Raw genomic sequence first — 17216 nt, 5'->3', positions numbered from 1 at the left:
CCTATTGTTTCGTGATTGGAGCAAATTTTGCTAATACCCGCTTAATACCGGTTGGTGCTGGAAAGGCGATATCAAGTTCCATTGCTTCGCTCTCGCCTTGAACCTTCACAACGGTACCAACGCCCCATTTTTTATGGGATGCTTTATCACCAGTCGACCATGTCTCACTTTCCGCACCAGTGGTTGTTTGAAGCTTTTGTGCTTTTCGTTTAATCGGTGCAGGCTTATCTTGAATAGGCTTGCGCGCGCCAAACATAGCTTCCCGTGCTTCTTCTATTCCATCGATCAGTTCTACCGGTATTTCATTGATGAATCGGCTAATTGGATTCATGTTTGTTCTTCCAAATAGTGTACGCATTTTTGCATGCGTTACATATAATTCTTTTTCTGCTCGGGTAATTCCGACATAGGCAAGTCGGCGTTCTTCTTCCATCTCAGTTTCATCAAACATGGAACGACTATGTGGAAATACGTTTTCTTCCAACCCTATTAAAAAGACCACCGGAAACTCCAGTCCCTTTGCAGCATGCAGCGTCATCAGCGTGATTTTTTCATCGGTTACTTCTTCTTCGTCATCCACCTTATCGATATCAGCAATCAACGCTAAATCCGTCAAAAATGTAACAAGCGTTTTATCTTCTTCGCTCGTTTCCTCAAAGTCCTGTGTAACTGTCATAAATTCTTCTAAGTTTTCTAAGCGACTTTGTGATTCGATTGTATTTTCTCTTTTCAGTGATTCTTCATAACCTGTCCGTTTTAAAATCGCTTCAACCATATCTGTTGCGGTCAAAAACTCCTGTTGCTGTGTGAGAGAACCAATTAATGAGCCAAATTCCGCGAGTGTTTGTGCAGCTTTTTTTGAAACGCCTGTAAAATCAATTTCCTTCAAGGTTTCATAAAATGAAAGACCATGTTCTGCTCCATATGCACGAATTCGATCAACAGATGTTTTCCCAATACCACGCTTTGGAACATTCACCACTCGTTCAAAGCTAAGATCATCATCTGGATTTGTTATTAATCGCAGATATGCGACCATATCCTTGATTTCTTTTCGCTCATAGAACTTGGTGCCGCCAACCATTTGATACGGAATAGTTGACTTCATTAGCGTGTCCTCAATTGCTCGGGATTGCGCATTCGTACGATAAAGGATTGCAATGTCATTCGGCGTATAGCCGTGTTCACGTGTTAGTTCCTGAATTCTATCAGTAACAAAAAATGCTTCCTCGTGCTCGGTTCCACCTTGAAAATAATGTATATTTTTCCCGTCATCATTTTCCGTCCAAAGATTCTTCGGTTTACGACCTGTATTATTCCCAATCACTTTATTAGCAGCTGATAAAATCGCTTTCGTTGAACGATAATTTTGCTCCAGAAAGACTGACTTCGCTGAAGGATAGTCTTTTTCAAACGTTAAAATATTGGTAATATCAGCACCGCGCCATCCGTAAATGGATTGGTCTGAATCCCCTACAACACAGATGTTTTGGAAACGAGAAGCCAGCTGCTTAACCAGGAAGTATTGTGCATGGTTGGTATCCTGATACTCATCCACATGAATATATTGAAACCTGCGTTGATAGCTTTCCAACACCTCTGGAACTCGTTTAAACAAGTGAATCGTCTGCATGATTAAGTCATCAAAATCGAGGGATTGATTTTTCTGAAGTGTTTTCTGATATGCTGCATAGATTTGAGCGATTTGACGATCATAGAAGTTGCCTACATTCTTGCTATATTCTTCCGGTGTGATTAATTCATTTTTGGCATTACTGATTGCCCCAAGCATTGCTCTTGGTTCAAATTTTTTCGGATCAATATTGAGGTTTTTTAGAATCTGTTTAATAACAGAAAGCTGATCCCCACTATCTAAAATGGTGAAATTCCGATTGTAGCCAATTCGGTCAATATCACGGCGTAAAATCCGTACACACATCGAGTGAAACGTGGATACCCAGATTTGTTCACTTTCAGGTCCAACTAGTTTACTGACACGTGCCTTCATTTCACGAGCTGCTTTATTTGTAAAAGTAATAGCCAGAATACTTCTCGGTGACACTTCTTTTTCACTAAGTAAATAAGCGATGCGATGTGTTAATACGCGTGTTTTTCCACTGCCCGCTCCAGCCATAATTAGTAATGCCCCATCTGTTTGTTTTACTGCCTGTTGCTGTTCATTATTTAATCCTTTTAGTAAGTCGTCCATAGTCTGACTCACAACGACACCACCTTATTTAACTTTTTTATTATAGGCTCTTTAAGTAAGTTTTGTTGCTTTTAAATCTTCGCAGTTGATATATATTGCCTGCTGGTTGATTTCCGCTTCGGACCGTTGCTTTCCGCGGGCACGGCTTCAGCCTCCTCGCGGAAGACCACCGCTGCGGGGTCTTCAGACTCGTGCTGTTCCCGCAGGAGTCAACTGTCCGCAGCGAAAATCAACTGCCATAATAGTGAAAGGGGCTATATAGTACTGCTTCCAGACACCAGGTTAGCGAAGGAAAAACACGGAGACTCCTGCGGGAAAGCGAAGTGATGAGACCCCGCAGTGAGCGTTCTTTGCGATCGAGGAGGCTCAGCGCAAGCCCGCGGAAAGCGTAGTGTATTTCCGGAGCAGTATGCTATGACGCAGTTTATAGATTTTCTACAAAAACAACAATCTTTTAGAAAACAGCCCTATTATATTTTTATCCCTGTTCTAATGCCCTTAAGATTTTGTAACAGCTTTAACCGTTTTAAGTGCTTTTTTTAAATCTGTATAGATAATATTTCCAACGATAATAGTATCTGCATGTTCTTTCATTTCCGCTGCTTGGAAGTTATTTTCAATCCCGCCACCATAAAAAAGTAATGTGTTATTTAGCTGGTCCCTTACTTTTTTTACAAGCGCTGGATCTCCATAAGTACCACTATACTCCATATAAAATATAGGTAAATGAAAAACGTGCTCTGCCATATATGCGTATGCTGTCACATCCGTCTCATCAGGTAATTGACTGTTTGTTCGTGTGAAGGCCTTCGCATTTTCATTTAAAATGCAATATCCCTCCACAAAAATCTCGTCCCAATCCATGATATCTTTATATTGTTTGATCGCTTGATGCTGAATATCCATCATCCATTTTTTGTCGCGACTGTTCATGACCATCGGAATAAAATAATGATCAAATCCTGGTGTGATGGCCTCCAGGTTAGAAATCTCCAATATGCATGGCACCGAGTGACGACGAATGCGTGATAACAAGTCCAGTACACCATCCAATGTGACATCGTCAGTTCCACCAACAATAATCGCATTTGTACCCGATTCGCAAATTCTATCAAGATCCTCATCCGAAATTTCCTTCGCCGGATCAAGTTTAAATATATGTTTAAAATCCTTCAATGCGTTTTGCAAGGTAAAAATCCTCCATCGTTATATTCATTATTTCATTATAGCAAAAAACCGTGTATGAATTTAGGGTAAAGGATAATCTTTTTGTGAAAAAAATGTGTGGGTGGATGGAACGGCGGATATATGTTGGGATTGGCTGATATATTCGGGGATTGGCGGTTATATTTGAAAAACGGCGGTTAAATTTAAATATTGGCAGATATAAATAACGGATGATATATCATGGGATTGGCGGATAAAATTTTTGAAAGGACAGTGGATATTTATTTTTAATTTTACACGAAGCATAGCTTCCAGTCATAGTTAATAAGTGCCACCAAAAGCAGAAAGTGCCACAGCCGAACGCAGCTGTGACAAAAATTGTTACTCCTCTTCTTCCGCCAATCGATCCAACACCAACTTATATCCGTCACTACCATAATTGATACAGCGTCTCACTCTGGATATTGTGGCAGTTGATGCTTTTGTTTCTTTTTCAATAACGCTATATGTCAGTCCTTCTGATAGCATTTTCGCTACCTGTAATCGCTGGGCAATCGAATGGATTTCACTCATGGTGGCGATATCGTCAAAAAATTGATAGCACTCTTCGCGATTGTTTAAGGAAAGAAGCCCATCGAAGAATTGATCTAATTGTTTTCCCCGTAATTTATCAATTTGCAAGTTGATCCCTCCCATTTAATTTGTAACATTAACCGGTGTATTTGGCGGAACGATGTTGATCCAAGTCTTTCCTGGAACAAATCCGACTGGCTTCCCGTTTTTAACTGGAATAATTCTTCCATCTTGATTTTTCCAAGCGACCTTTTGAATTTTCCCTTTTTGAATTAAGTAGCCCTCTCCGCCTGAGGTAAGATCAACTGCCCGCCTGCCAACATCATCAATTACCTTGTGGTCGGTTTCCACTATAAAAATATTATCTAATAAAATGGCTTCATTTGAATTTAATTCCACTGTTTGATCACGATCGCTATATCGTTTGTATTTTCCTGATTTCGCATCATAATCATATTCTACAATTTCCATTGGTTGATCGGAATAGACAATTTCAATATGCGATGCTGGCTCGCCAGCAATCGATTCAATCTCATCACTGTTCAAAAATGGCAATGGTTTATCCTTCGATTTTACCGGATAACCCTTTGACTTTGCTACTTCATATATGGAACCAACCTTCACATAGGAATTATGTGGCGCATTGCGAAAACTCTCCCGTTTAAATAAATGTCCATCATTGTCATATAATGAACCATTTAAATGCTCAATGCCACGCTCTTTAATCATATCATTCACAAAATTTGCTGCTCCGTGATAGACATATAAGGCATTATAACCGTTTGCTAATTCAAAATAATACTCCCGTGCACTTCGGACTGGACCGACCACATCAGGTAATTCACTTTGAAATAAGGCTAGAAATCGCGTAATCTGACCTTCTGCTAGTATCTCAAAAACAATGTCTGCTTTAGATAAACCTGATTGCGGGCGTGCCTTAGTATGGTTATTTACCATAATTCCAATCGCACGATTTTTCACTTGTTTATCTGCTTTCAACCCCGTTAATGGGTAAACAAATTCAGCTGTTTCAGCCTCATCTACATCTGGTGTCCCTTTTTCCCCTACAGCGTTTTCTTTGTCTTCATTATTCGTTGCTTTGTTTTCCTCATTTGAACAACCTACAAGCAGAATAGCGATGACCATAATCAAATAGAAGAATGATCTTTTCATTTATTTCACATCCCTTTAGATTATTATATGTTAACGCATGTTTGCTGGAAAGAGTACTTCTTTTTTCTTCACGTCAATAATTCCACGTTGCGTGACTCTAATAAATGGCAAATGTGTTGCAGATAAAAATAATATAGAATAAACCGGGTCACCGTATGGATATCCAAAACTTTTTAGAATACGTTTCAGTTCTTTTTCTTTGACAATTAAATCATCCATTTTACCATCGTACATAATTCCACCTAATGGAAGAGGAAGTTCAAAGATAATAGACCCTTCATGAACCACCACGATTCCGCCTCCAAGCTCTTGAAGCCTATTTGACGCAAGGAGTATATCTTGTTTATTTTTGCCGATAAAGACTATATCGCCTGTTGTGGAATAAGTACTTGCGATTGCACCCAATTGTTTCGTAAACCCACGTATCGTTGTGTTCACCCTCCATTTTCCATTTCGGTCAATTAGTAAAAGAAATGCATCATTATTAGTTTCAGGCAATTGACCGAGCGTAACATCTGTCTCAATTGCATATGGCTTTATGATCACTTCATTTATCATATCGAGTCCAATCGGAATTGAAAATTGTAAATCATTTTCGGTTAACGTCCAATCGAATGTTAGAGGTTCAACGCTATGTTTTTGCCAATCTAATTGACTATTAATTGTTTGTTCTACATGTTCTTTTTTAACCCATTGCCCACCAGCTAATACACTGACAGGATGTGGATTTACTTTATCTTCTAATATATTAATATGCGCAATTTTCCCAGGTGCAATACTTCCTAGCTCATCATCAAACCTAAAATGCTTCGCAACATTATAGCTTGCCATCCGATATGCGTCTATAAGTGGAACACCTTTTTCAATTGCAATGGCAACACAAACATTCATTAAACCCTCTTCATAAAAGGCTGGTGTAGAACCATCCGTGTTCATTGTCAAGTTTTCATACGTATTGATACCTTCAGAAACAAGTTCCTCCAGAATTTCTGGCAAATCTGGTCGGATTGATGAATAGCGTAACCCAACCTGGAAGCCCAAACGAAGTCTCGTCATTACTTCCTCTGCTGTCATAGATTCATGATCTGCAGTTACTCCAAGTAGTTTCATCTTATTAAGCGTTCCTTCAGATGCCCCAGGAAGATGACCTTCGACAGGCTTTCCTAAACGATTTGCTTCCTGCATCCAGTAGAGAAGCCGATCATCGCCCCTAAGCAAACTAGGCCATGCAGTTAATTCGCCGCCTTGTACAACAGACTGATTTTCCAGCCATGAAAGCACGGTTTCACTATTAAAAATCTCTTCCTCATCCTGTAATGCAGTTTGAGAGTCAAAGCGTGCCCACCAATACATCGAGATTGGTAGTTTATTAAACTCTTCCATTAAAGAAAACGCTTTCTTTTTGTCTAATAAAAAAAGCCACATTAAATTATCATTGACTAATGTAGTCGTTCCAAATTTCGCAGCATGCTTTGCCAGTTCTTCTGGATTGTATAACTGGAATGGGTGCGCATGAGGTTCAATATATCCAGGTACTAAATAGCGACTCTCACAATCTACTAACTCCACGCCATTTGTTTGTTCTGGTAATTTATCTCCCACATAAACGATTCTATCGTTTAAGATCCATATATTTGCTTTTAACCATTGTTTTGTATACACATTTAAGTAAACTCCATTTGTTAAAACCTTTGTCGGGGCAACGTTGCCATCAATGACTGCGACATGTTCACGCAACTCACGATTTCGCCAATGGTATCCATTCTCCACCATAAAACAACTCTCCAATTTAATATTTTCTTAATCGTACCATATTTTTCACTTTTGCACACTAACGTTTTGGCGTACAAAAGTGACTATTTTATTACATTTAACATAATTATAAGAAATTTAAGGAATTAAGTACAGGATAAACATTACGTGTAACAAAATTCGGGTGGTACCACAGGCACCACCCGAATTTAACCGAATAATTTAGCTATGTTTGCCTATATCATTTCGATAGAAAAATCCTTTTGAGTTATCCAAGTCCGTTAATGTTTGATATACCTCACTAGTTGCATCAGCAATGGAAGATTCTTTTGCCCCTACTAAAAGTACACGTCCACCATCGGAAACTAGCTTTCCTTCTACTTTTTTGGTTCCAGCATGAACGATATATGCGCTTTCCGATGGATTGAAATTTGGTAGACTAACTCCTTTATCATAAGACCCCGGATAGCCATTCGATGCAACAACTACGCCAACCGCAATACTATCTTCCCATTGTAATTGTGGATCATTTCCATCTAACACATCTGAAAATACCTGCGCCAAATCGTTCTCTAAAAGTGGCAGGACGACTTGCGTTTCTGGATCACCAAATCGTGTATTGAACTCAATCACTTTAGGTCCATCTTCTGTCTGCATTAACCCAGCATATAAGATACCGGTAAAGGGACATCCCTCTTCCATCATCCCATCTGCCGCTTTTTGCAAAACTTCACGTGTTGTAAATGATACTATTTCCGAAGTTATATCTTCAACCGGAGCATACGCGCCCATCCCACCAGTATTCGGACCTTCGTCATTATCAAATGCACGTTTGTGATCACGGGCCGGAATCATTGGGTAGACATTTCCTTCATTAACAAATGCCATAAGTGAAAACTCTTTACCTACTAAGCATTCCTCAATCACAATCGTTTCCCCTGCATCGGCAAACGCCTTATCAACTAACATGGAGTCAACTGCCTCTACTGCTTCCTCAACCGTTTCAGCTACGACAACACCTTTTCCAGCAGCTAAGCCATCTGCTTTAATCACAATTGGTGCGCCACTTTCTTTAATATGCTTTTTTGCCGCTTCTGCATCTGTAAATGTTGCATACCCTGCAGTTGGAATATCATATTTTTGCATAAACTCTTTGGCAAAGCTTTTGCTTCCTTCTAACAGTGCCGCTTCCTTTGTCGGTGCAAAAACTTTTAGTCCTTCTGCTTGAAAACGATTTGCAATTCCATCTAATAATGGATTCTCCGGACCAACGACCGTTAAATCTACTTGATTCGTTAAAGCAAAATCGATTAGTTTATCAATTTCCGTCTCATTAATATCTACACAAGTCGCATGCTGCGTAATTCCACCATTACCAGGTGCAGCGTAGAGATTGTCGACGCGCTCGCTTTCGGCTAGTTTCATCAAAATACTATGCTCGCGTCCACCTTTGCCGATAACTAGTACATTCATATTCCCACTCCTCATTCATAAGGATTAATGTTTAAAATGTCTCATTCCTGTATAAACCATTGCGATTCCGTGTTGGTCACACACATCAATCGAATCCTGGTCACGTTTGGAACCACCTGGCTGAATAATTGCTGTAACACCAGACTTTGCTGCCGCCTCGACTGTATCAGGCATTGGGAAGAACGCGTCTGATGCCATAACCGAATTCGCGGCTTTATCCCCAGCGTGTTCAATCGCAATATTTGCAGCACCTATTCGATTCATCTGACCAGCACCAACTCCAATTGTCTGGTTACCTTTTGCCAAAACAATTGCATTGGACTTCACATGTTTAACCGCACGCCAAGCGAATAACAAATCGTTAACTTCCTCTTCAGATGGCTTACGCTCCGTAGGATATGTCCACTCATCCTTACTAGCCATGCCTTTATCCTGCTCTTGTACCAGTAATCCACCATTAACGCTTGTGATTTTGTGCGATTGAGTATTTCCTTGCTCCATGGAAACCTCAAGTAATCGGATATTTTTCTTTTCGGTTAAAACATCCAACGCTTCCTTCGTAAAGCTTGGTGCGATAACTATTTCCAGAAAAATCTCTCGTAATAACATAGCCGTATCTGCATCAACCGTACGATTACATGCCACTATACCACCAAAGATTGAAATAGAATCTGCCGCATAAGCTTTTTCAAAAGCATTCACGATTGAGTCACTCAAACCTATTCCACATGGATTCATGTGCTTTACAGCAACTGCAGTAGGCTCCGTGTATTCAGCAATTATTTCCAGTGCCGCGTTAGCATCTTGGATATTATTATAGGATAATTCCTTACCGTGCAACTGTTTGGCTGTCGCTAAGCTATACGATGATTTCTGCGCTTGTTTATAAAAAGCTGCTTGTTGATGTGGGTTTTCTCCGTAACGAAGGGATTGCACTTTTTCATAAGTAACCGAATATGTATCCGGATAATCTTCACCTGTTTGCTTATTAAAATACCCAGCAATTAACGCATCGTAATGTGCTGTATGACGGAATACTTTCGCTGCAAGCTCGCGGCGTTTACCCTCATCTAATGCACCCTGTTCAATTGCGGTCAAAATGTCTGGATAATCTGCTGGATCAACAACTACCGCAACATTTGCGAAGTTTTTTGCCGCTGCACGAAGCATTGTCGGGCCACCAATATCAATGTTTTCAATTTTGTCTGCATCTGTTGTGTTTTCATTTGCTAATGTTTCCTGGAATGGATATAGGTTAACGATAACCAAATCAATTGGTGTAATGTTATGCTCATTAAGCTGAGCTTCATGTTTATCGTTTTGGCGGTCAGCTAATAACCCTCCATGGATATAAGGGTGCAATGTTTTTACACGGCCGTCCAGTATTTCAGGGAATGCCGTAATTTCTTCTACAGCCTTAGCATCAACGCCCGATTGCTGTAAAGCCTTTAATGTTCCTCCAGTCGAAATGATTTCATAATCAAGTTCGATCAAACCTTTTGCAAAAGCTTCGATATTTTCTTTATTAGAAACACTTATAAGTGCACGCTTCGTCATGAAAAAACTCCTCGCTATTAGTGCGTGTTCAAAAAGGCGGATAAAAAGGACCGAGAAATTCGATGTGTCATTTTTACCGGACTTTTTGAACATCCGCTCTTATCTATTTAGTACATGTTTAATAACCTTAGGATATAATCGATGTTCGATTTCCTGAATTCGCTGTTTTAATGTTTCCTCTGTATCACTAGGTAAAATTTCCAATGCTTCCTGATCAATAATCGGTCCGGTATCGACTCCTTCATCAATAAAATGAATGGTTACCCCGGTTGTGTGAGCGTTCGCTCGATAAGCCTGCCCGATTGCGTCAAGTCCAGGATAAGCAGGTAGTAAAGAAGGATGAATGTTTATGATTGAACCTTCGTAGGCCTGAAGCAGCGTTTGCCCAACAATTCGCATATAACCTGCTAAAAAGATCCAATCTACTTCTGCCTCCTGCAGGGCTGAAACTACTTCTTTTTCATAAGCTTCTTTTCCAGGAAAAGTTTTCGGATCTATTATGCATGCTGTAACACCAAAGTTAGTTGCCTTTTCAATAACGCCAGCGCCTGGCTTATCGCATACTACCAACACAACTTCACAACCAAGCGCGTTATCCTGATTTGCTTCCATAATTGCTTGAAAATTGCTACCTGCACCCGAAGCAAAGATAGCTGCTTTTATGTTATTCATTTATAAAACGAACTCCTTCATGCTCTGAAACAGTACCAATCACAACAGCAGATTCACCATTTTCCTGCAAAATATCTACCGCTAGATCCGCTTTGTCCTGATCAACAACTACCGCCATACCGATACCCATATTAAATACACCAAACATATCTTGATCCGAAATATTTCCTTGCTTTTGTAAGAAAGTAAATATTTCAGGTGTATTCCAACTAGTACGGTCAATTTCCACACCTAAACCAGCAGGTAACATTCGTGGAATATTTTCATAGAATCCCCCACCAGTGATATGTGAGATCCCTTTTATATCAATCTCTTTAGTAAGCTTTGACATGGGCTTTGCATATATTTTAGTTGGTTCTAAAAGTGTTGCGCCAAGTGGTTTAGATAGTCCTTGATACGAATCAGCAAGATCTAAATCAGCGACAACTTTTCGCACCAATGAATACCCATTGGAATGAATCCCGCTAGATGGTAGACCAATCACAACATCGCCCGCTTGAATACGTTCACCGGTGATTAGTTTCGATTTTTCCGCGATACCAACCGCAAATCCCGCGACATCGTATTCATTATCCTGATACATACCAGGCATTTCTGCTGTTTCTCCACCAATTAATGCAGCACCAGCATCGACGCATCCGTTTGCTACACCTGCAACAATTTGTTCAATCATTTCTGGATTATTTTTTCCACAGGCAATGTAGTCAAGGAAAAACAGAGGACGCGCCCCTTGTGCAACAATGTCATTGACACACATAGCGACTAAATCTTTCCCGATAGAATTATGCTTATCAAGTTGAAATGCTAGCTTCAGCTTCGTTCCTACGCCATCTGTTCCAGAAACCAACACCGGCTCTTGATAGCTAAAACCGCTTAAATCAAACAATCCAGCGAATCCACCAAGACCACCAAGTACCTCTTTCCGATTTGTTTTGGCGATATGCTTTTTCATTAAATCAACAGCTTGATAGCCTTTTTCAACGTCGACTCCCGCTTCTCTATACGCATCAGACATTTAGGACCCACCTTTTTTCATTAGATTAAATTAACATAAATGCCCCAGATCGAGTGCTAGGACAGTATTTTCATTTATGGTATTACTAACAAGTGCGACAGTACTGACCAGTCGCCTCCGCTTTTCTATTTGTCTAGCTGCGGCTTCTAGAAGCTGCCGTCATAAGCAATGAACACTCTGAACGCTTAAGCCCTTGCGTTCTTCGGTTCCTTGCTTATGCGTCCGCTTCTGACCAGTCGCCTCCGCTTTTCTTTCTGTCTAGCTGTGGCTTCTAGCGACTAGCAAATAGTTAGTCCTGATGAATGTTCGGAAAGTTCACCGTACTTTCACAGTCCTATCTATTTGTACGTCGCTGGTCAGGCGCCTCCGCTTTTCTATTTACAATCTTGTATATTCGATTTCCTTTTGTCCTTTTTCTTTAACAGGATAATTTCCTGTAAAACAAGCCTTGCAAATACCCTGATCGTCCTTGTCTTCACGGATAATTGCTCGTTCAAGTCCTTCTTCTGACAAGTAAGCCAGGCTATCTGCACCAATTATTTCTGCGATTTCATCGATTGTATTATTTGCTGCAATTAATTCGTCTCTTGTGGACATATCAATTCCATAATAGCAAGGATGTTGTAAGGATGGTGAAGCAATTCGAACATGTACTTCTTTTGCCCCTGCTTCTTTTAACATGCGTACAATTCGTCTACTTGTCGTTCCTCGAACAATCGAATCATCGATCATGATAACGCGTTTTCCTTCCACAATTCCACGAACTGGTGACAGCTTCATTTTCACACCTTGCTCGCGTAATTCCTGTGATGGTTGAATAAACGTACGCCCAACATATCTATTTTTTATTATGCCTATTTCATATGGGATACCAGTTTCTTCTGCATATCCAATAGCAGCGGATATACTTGAATCAGGTACACCTGTTACAACATCGGCTTCAACAGATGCTTCTTTTGCGAGCTCGACACCCATTTTTTTTCGTGAAGCATGTACATTCACGTTATTAATATCGCTATCAGGTCTGGAAAGGTATACATATTCCATTGCACACATTGTCCGTGATTCTCTTTCTTGGAAACTTTTTGAACGAAGGCCATCTTTATCAATAATAATCAATTCACCTGGCTCTACGTCCCTTTCAAATTTAGCTCCTACCAAATCAAATGCGCACGTTTCAGATGCTGCAACATAGCCATCCCCTAATCGGCCAATCGATAATGGTCTAAGTCCTCGTGGATCTGCCGCTATATACATTGCATCTTCTTTTAGAATGACAAAGGAATATGCGCCTACCAAACTACGAAGTGCACTTATTATAGATTCTTCAAAGTCATCAGATAGACTACGTTTAATCAAATGCGCCAGTACTTCCGTATCTGATGTCGTTTGCAGGATACTTCCTTGATCCTCAAGTTGTCCCCGTAACTTATGCCCATTCATGATGTTGCCATTATGCGCAATAGCCAGACTCCCAGTTTGCGAACGAAATAGTAATGGCTGCACATTATCGAAACCGCCATCACCTTGTGTGCCATAACGCACATGACCAATTGCGGTACGGCCTTGAAGTTCGTCAAATTTAGCATGTTTGAACACATCATTAACAAGCCCGAGTCCTTTATGCACTTTTAGCTTTTCCCCATCACTTGTTACGACACCTGCTCCATCTTGACCTCGATGTTGTAGAGCGTGTAATCCGTAGTAAGTGATTTCTGCTGCTTTTTCATGACCCCATATTCCAAAAACACCACATTCTTCGTTTATGCCTTTGATTTCAGCAAGCATGGAATAGCTCCTTTCCATAATGATTGAAGTGATTTAGCATCTTCGTTAATTACCTGTTCACCATTGGATTTCACCACATATTTTCCGTTGTCTGTTACCGTACCGATTTGCGTAGCGTCTTTCATCATTGACTCAAATGCCGCCTTATTTTCAGGGTTTATCGATACAAGGAATCTAGACTGAGTTTCACTGAATAATTCCACTGTCACATCGTCTTCAATTGAAACGTCAGCACCAAGACCTTTTTCCGAAAAAACACTTTCCGCAAGTGCAACGCCAAGACCGCCTTCAGCAAGATCATGCGCAGATACAACAAGTCCCTGATGAATCGCAGTTAATAGTTTATTTTGTCTCTCTTTTTCCACTGATAAATCAATACTTGGTGCCTTACCGGAGTATTTACCATCGATAACATTTTGTAATTCACTTCCGCCAAATTCAGGCTTCGACTCACCAATAACATAAATAAGATCGCCATCATTTTGGAAGTAGCTTGGTGTCAAATGCTCAAGTGATTCGATTAATCCAACCATACCAACAACTGGTGTTGGGAAAATTGATTGTCCTTGTGATTGGTTGTATAGCGAAACATTTCCGCTGATTACTGGTGTTTCTAGTAAGCTACATGCATCGCTCATGCCTTCTACACTTTTTTCCATTTGCCAAAATACTTCTGGATTTGTCGGATTACCAAAGTTCAACCCATCTGTTAGACCTAAAGGACGGGCTCCGGAGCAAACAACGTTTCGTGCAGCTTCCGCAACAGCTATCTTCCCACCAGTTTCAGGGTCTAAATAAATATAGCGTGAGTTACAATCTGTCGTAATTGCGAGTGCTTTATTGGTTCCTTTGATACGTACAACCGCAGCATCTGAGCCAGGTGCTACTACCGTATTAGTTTGTACCATTGAATCATATTGATCATAAACATATTCTTTGCTTGCGATAGTCGGTTGTTGAAGCAATTGTTTTAACATATCGCCATGATCTTCAACAGCTGGAACGACTTCGGCCTGCTTTTGGAATTCTTGGAAATATACCGCTTCTTTTGATGGCATATTGTATACAGGCGCTTCCTCTGCCAATGCATCTACAGGAATGTCTGCAACAACTTCCCCATGCTGCTTCAAACGGAATGTTTTTTCTTCAATTACTTCGCCTACAGCAACTGCTTGTAATCCATACTTTTCAAAGATATCAATAATTTCTTGTTCTTGACCTTTTTTCGCAACAAGTAGCATGCGCTCCTGTGATTCAGAAAGCATTAATTCATATGCATTCATGTTCTGCTCGCGCTGTGGTACAAGATCTAAATTCATTTCCATTCCAGTACCAGCTTTACTTGCCATCTCACTAGCGGACGATGTAAGGCCTGCTGCCCCCATATCCTGCATACCAACAAGTGAGTCACAATGAATAACTTCTAAACACGCTTCAATTAAAAGCTTCTCCATAAATGGGTCGCCAACTTGAACCGCTGGACGATCCTTGTTTGCATCTTCCGCTAAATCATCTGATGCAAAAGTTGCTCCGTGAATACCGTCACGGCCTGTTGCCGCTCCGGCATAAATAACCGTGTTACCGATTCCGGCAGCGATTCCTTTTTGGATATCCTTATGATCGATTAATCCAACACACATCGCATTAACTAGCGGATTATCTTGATAGCTATCATCAAATTGAACTTCACCACCAACTGTTGGCACGCCAACACAGTTACCATAACCAGCAATTCCATGGACAACTTCTTTAAAAAGGTATTTCACACGTTCTGTAGTAAGGTTTCCAAAGCGAAGGGAATTCATCATTGCAACCGGACGAGCGCCCATTGAGAACACATCACGAATAATTCCACCAACACCTGTTGCTGCACCCTCGTATGGTTCAACCGCTGATGGATGATTATGGCTTTCTACTTTAAAAACTACCGCTTGCTCATCACCAATATCAATAATTCCTGCACCTTCCCCAGGTCCTTGAAGGACATGTGGCGCTTTTGTCGGAAATTTACGTAATAAAGGCTTTGATGTTTTATAACTGCAATGCTCTGACCACATAACAGAAAAGATTCCTGTTTCTGTAAAATTCGGGCGGCGTTTTAAGATTGTTTTAACCATGTTAAATTCTTCATCGCTTAAACCCATGCCTTGGTACAATTTTTCTGATTCAATTTTCTCTGGGTTGATTTCATGCGTTAACAACATGTGTTTCCCTCCAATTGTTCACGATCGATTGAAAAAGCTTTACACCGTCATCACTGCCAAGTAGCTCTTCAACTGCCCGTTCTGGATGTGGCATCATTCCAAGTACATTTCCTTCTTTATTCATAATCCCTGCTATATCAGCAACTGAACCATTTGGATTATTTTCATATGTGAACACGATTTGGTTGTTTTGTTGTAATTCTTTTAACGTATCCTCATCACAAAAGTAATTTCCCTCTCCATGCGCGATAGGATAACGAACAACTGCGTCTTTTTCATAGCTGCTGGTAAACATCGTCGAATTGTTTACGACTTTTAATGGCTCCTGGTGGCACATAAATGCTAGATTTTCATTACGAAGCATTGCACCCGGGAGCAGTCCAGCCTCCAATAAAATCTGGAACCCATTACAGATACCTAATACTGGCTTACCTTTTTCTGCATGTGTTTTAATTTGTTTCATAATAGCTGATGTTGCAGCGACGGATCCGGAACGCAAGTAGTCACCATATGAAAATCCGCCAGGCAATAAAATCGCATCATAGTTTTCAAGGTTACTGTTTTCATACCATACTAAATCAGTGTCTTCCTTCATAATGTCGCATACTGCATGATACATGTCTCGGTCACAATTCGATCCTGGAAAAACGATAACGGCAAACTTCACGATTGAACAGCCTCCTCCACATCAAAACGAAAATCTTCAATTACTGGATTCGCGAGTAGTTGATCACACATCGCATTGATTCGTTCATCCAGGTCTTCTTTATCATCAACTTTTAACTCGATAAATTTACCAACACGTGCCTCTTGAACCTCTTGGTACCCTAGAGAATTTAGGGAAGTTTGGATTGCCTTTCCTTGTGGGTCAAGAACCCCTTGCTTTAATGTGATATATACTGTTACTTTTTTCATGATCTTGCCTCCAGTCGATGTAGAATTTCTTTATATACATGTAGTAAGTCGCCTAAATCCTGACGAAAAACGTCTTTATCCATTTTTTCTTGTGTATCGCGGTCCCATAGTCTGCATGTATCTGGTGAAATCTCATCAGATAACACAATTCTTCCATCCTTTAACCGACCAAATTCCAGCTTGAAATCAACGAGTGTTAAATTAATTTCGCTGAACAGTTTTTGTAAAACGGTATTAATCGTTAAGGCCATCTCTTTGATTTCATCCAATTCCAACCGTGTTGCATCTGAGAGAAACAATGCGTGTTCATCATTAATTAGTGGGTCCCCTAAGGCATCATCTTTATAAAAAAGTTCAACAAGTGGTGTTGTGAAAGGTGTTTTTTCTTTAATTCCCAGTCGCTTGGTAATGCTTCCTGTTGCGACGTTTCTAACTACCACTTCAAGCGGAATAATGGTTGTTTCGTTTACAAGTTGTTCGGTTTCATTTAACTTTTCAATAAAATGCGACTCCATATTTTCTTTTGCTAGATAATGAAAAATATAGGATGAAATTTCATTATTTAATCTGCCTTTACCATCAAAGCTATCTTTCTTTACTCCATTAAAAGCAGTCGCATCATTTTTGTAAGATAAAACAAGTTGATCCTGGTTTTCCTTCACACGATAAACCTTTTTCGCTTTTCCTTCATATAATAATTCAGCCTTCGTCATCATCA

At 40.2% G+C, this 17216-nt stretch carries 14 protein-coding genes; all 14 read right to left on the bottom strand.

From position 1 onward, the window contains the following. Position 1 precedes the first annotated feature (1 nt). On the bottom strand, positions 2-2221 hold the full coding sequence (gene pcrA / locus LG329_RS13465) for a DNA helicase PcrA (protein WP_404451332.1): 2220 nt from the start codon (positions 2219-2221) through the stop codon (positions 2-4). 486 nt (positions 2222-2707) lie between these two features. After that, the gene (locus LG329_RS13460) at positions 2708-3397 is read right to left on the bottom strand and encodes a heptaprenylglyceryl phosphate synthase (protein WP_404451331.1); all 690 of its coding nucleotides are present in this window, start codon (positions 3395-3397) and stop codon (positions 2708-2710) included. A gap of 360 nt (positions 3398-3757) precedes the next feature. Next, positions 3758-4057: a YerC/YecD family TrpR-related protein gene (locus tag LG329_RS13455; protein WP_404451330.1), complete on the bottom strand. Its 300-nt coding sequence runs from the start codon at positions 4055-4057 to the stop codon at positions 3758-3760. 15 nt (positions 4058-4072) lie between these two features. After that, positions 4073-5122 carry a DUF3048 domain-containing protein gene (locus LG329_RS13450; RefSeq protein WP_404451329.1) on the bottom strand — a complete coding sequence of 350 codons (1050 nt, stop codon included), beginning with the start codon at positions 5120-5122 and terminating at the stop codon, positions 4073-4075. Positions 5123-5152: 30 nt separating this feature from the next. Beyond that, positions 5153-6895 (bottom strand): adenine deaminase C-terminal domain-containing protein, encoded by a 1743-nt coding sequence (locus LG329_RS13445; RefSeq protein ID WP_404451328.1) that lies wholly within the window; start codon positions 6893-6895, stop codon positions 5153-5155. Positions 6896-7096: 201 nt separating this feature from the next. Then, positions 7097-8347, bottom strand: a complete 1251-nt coding sequence (gene purD, locus LG329_RS13440; protein WP_404451327.1) for a phosphoribosylamine--glycine ligase — start codon at positions 8345-8347, stop codon at positions 7097-7099. Positions 8348-8371: 24 nt separating this feature from the next. Continuing rightward, positions 8372-9904, bottom strand: a complete 1533-nt coding sequence (gene purH / locus LG329_RS13435; RefSeq protein ID WP_404451326.1) for a bifunctional phosphoribosylaminoimidazolecarboxamide formyltransferase/IMP cyclohydrolase — start codon at positions 9902-9904, stop codon at positions 8372-8374. 99 nt (positions 9905-10003) lie between these two features. Further along, positions 10004-10576, bottom strand: a complete 573-nt coding sequence (purN, locus tag LG329_RS13430) for a phosphoribosylglycinamide formyltransferase (RefSeq protein ID WP_404451324.1) — start codon at positions 10574-10576, stop codon at positions 10004-10006. Beyond that, complete coding sequence (gene purM / locus LG329_RS13425) at positions 10569-11591, bottom strand: phosphoribosylformylglycinamidine cyclo-ligase (protein WP_404451322.1); 1023 nt, start codon at positions 11589-11591, stop codon at positions 10569-10571. The genes purN and purM overlap by 8 nt, the downstream gene beginning before the upstream one ends. A 378-nt stretch (positions 11592-11969) precedes the next feature. Further along, complete coding sequence (purF, locus tag LG329_RS13420) at positions 11970-13379, bottom strand: amidophosphoribosyltransferase (RefSeq protein ID WP_404451321.1); 1410 nt, start codon at positions 13377-13379, stop codon at positions 11970-11972. After that, positions 13355-15583 carry a phosphoribosylformylglycinamidine synthase subunit PurL gene (purL, locus tag LG329_RS13415; RefSeq protein WP_404451320.1) on the bottom strand — a complete coding sequence of 743 codons (2229 nt, stop codon included), beginning with the start codon at positions 15581-15583 and terminating at the stop codon, positions 13355-13357. Before purL ends, purF begins: the two co-directional genes overlap by 25 nt. Then, a complete protein-coding gene (gene purQ, locus LG329_RS13410) occupies positions 15567-16250 on the bottom strand; it encodes a phosphoribosylformylglycinamidine synthase subunit PurQ (RefSeq protein WP_404451319.1) in 684 nt (227 codons plus the stop codon). Before purQ ends, purL begins: the two co-directional genes overlap by 17 nt. After that, the gene (gene purS / locus LG329_RS13405; protein ID WP_404451318.1) at positions 16247-16498 is read right to left on the bottom strand and encodes a phosphoribosylformylglycinamidine synthase subunit PurS; all 252 of its coding nucleotides are present in this window, start codon (positions 16496-16498) and stop codon (positions 16247-16249) included. Before purS ends, purQ begins: the two co-directional genes overlap by 4 nt. Continuing rightward, a complete protein-coding gene (purC, locus tag LG329_RS13400; RefSeq protein WP_404451317.1) occupies positions 16495-17211 on the bottom strand; it encodes a phosphoribosylaminoimidazolesuccinocarboxamide synthase in 717 nt (238 codons plus the stop codon). Before purC ends, purS begins: the two co-directional genes overlap by 4 nt. Between the last annotated feature and the right edge of the window lie 5 nt (positions 17212-17216).

Source organism: Virgibacillus necropolis, assembly GCF_044793635.1.
Lineage (GTDB): Bacteria > Bacillota > Bacilli > Bacillales > Amphibacillaceae > Virgibacillus_F > Virgibacillus_F necropolis_A.
Note: the sequence above shows the minus strand (reverse complement) of the source record. Positions and strands in the feature narration are given on the sequence as shown.

Excerpts from the sequence above, each read along its gene's own strand:
- LG329_RS13450 (WP_404451329.1), bottom strand. The coding sequence starts at position 5,122 with ATGAAAAGATCATTCTTCTATTTGATTATGGTCATCGCTATTCTGCTT.
- LG329_RS13445 (WP_404451328.1), bottom strand. The coding sequence starts at position 6,895 with ATGGTGGAGAATGGATACCATTGGCGAAATCGTGAGTTGCGTGAACAT.
- purD (WP_404451327.1), bottom strand. The coding sequence starts at position 8,347 with ATGAATGTACTAGTTATCGGCAAAGGTGGACGCGAGCATAGTATTTTG.
- purH (WP_404451326.1), bottom strand. The coding sequence starts at position 9,904 with ATGACGAAGCGTGCACTTATAAGTGTTTCTAATAAAGAAAATATCGAA.
- purN (WP_404451324.1), bottom strand. The coding sequence starts at position 10,576 with ATGAATAACATAAAAGCAGCTATCTTTGCTTCGGGTGCAGGTAGCAAT.
- purM (WP_404451322.1), bottom strand. The coding sequence starts at position 11,591 with ATGTCTGATGCGTATAGAGAAGCGGGAGTCGACGTTGAAAAAGGCTAT.
- purF (WP_404451321.1), bottom strand. The coding sequence starts at position 13,379 with ATGCTTGCTGAAATCAAAGGCATAAACGAAGAATGTGGTGTTTTTGGA.
- purL (WP_404451320.1), bottom strand. The coding sequence starts at position 15,583 with ATGTTGTTAACGCATGAAATCAACCCAGAGAAAATTGAATCAGAAAAA.
- purS (WP_404451318.1), bottom strand. The coding sequence starts at position 16,498 with ATGAAAAAAGTAACAGTATATATCACATTAAAGCAAGGGGTTCTTGAC.
- purC (WP_404451317.1), bottom strand. The coding sequence starts at position 17,211 with ATGACGAAGGCTGAATTATTATATGAAGGAAAAGCGAAAAAGGTTTAT.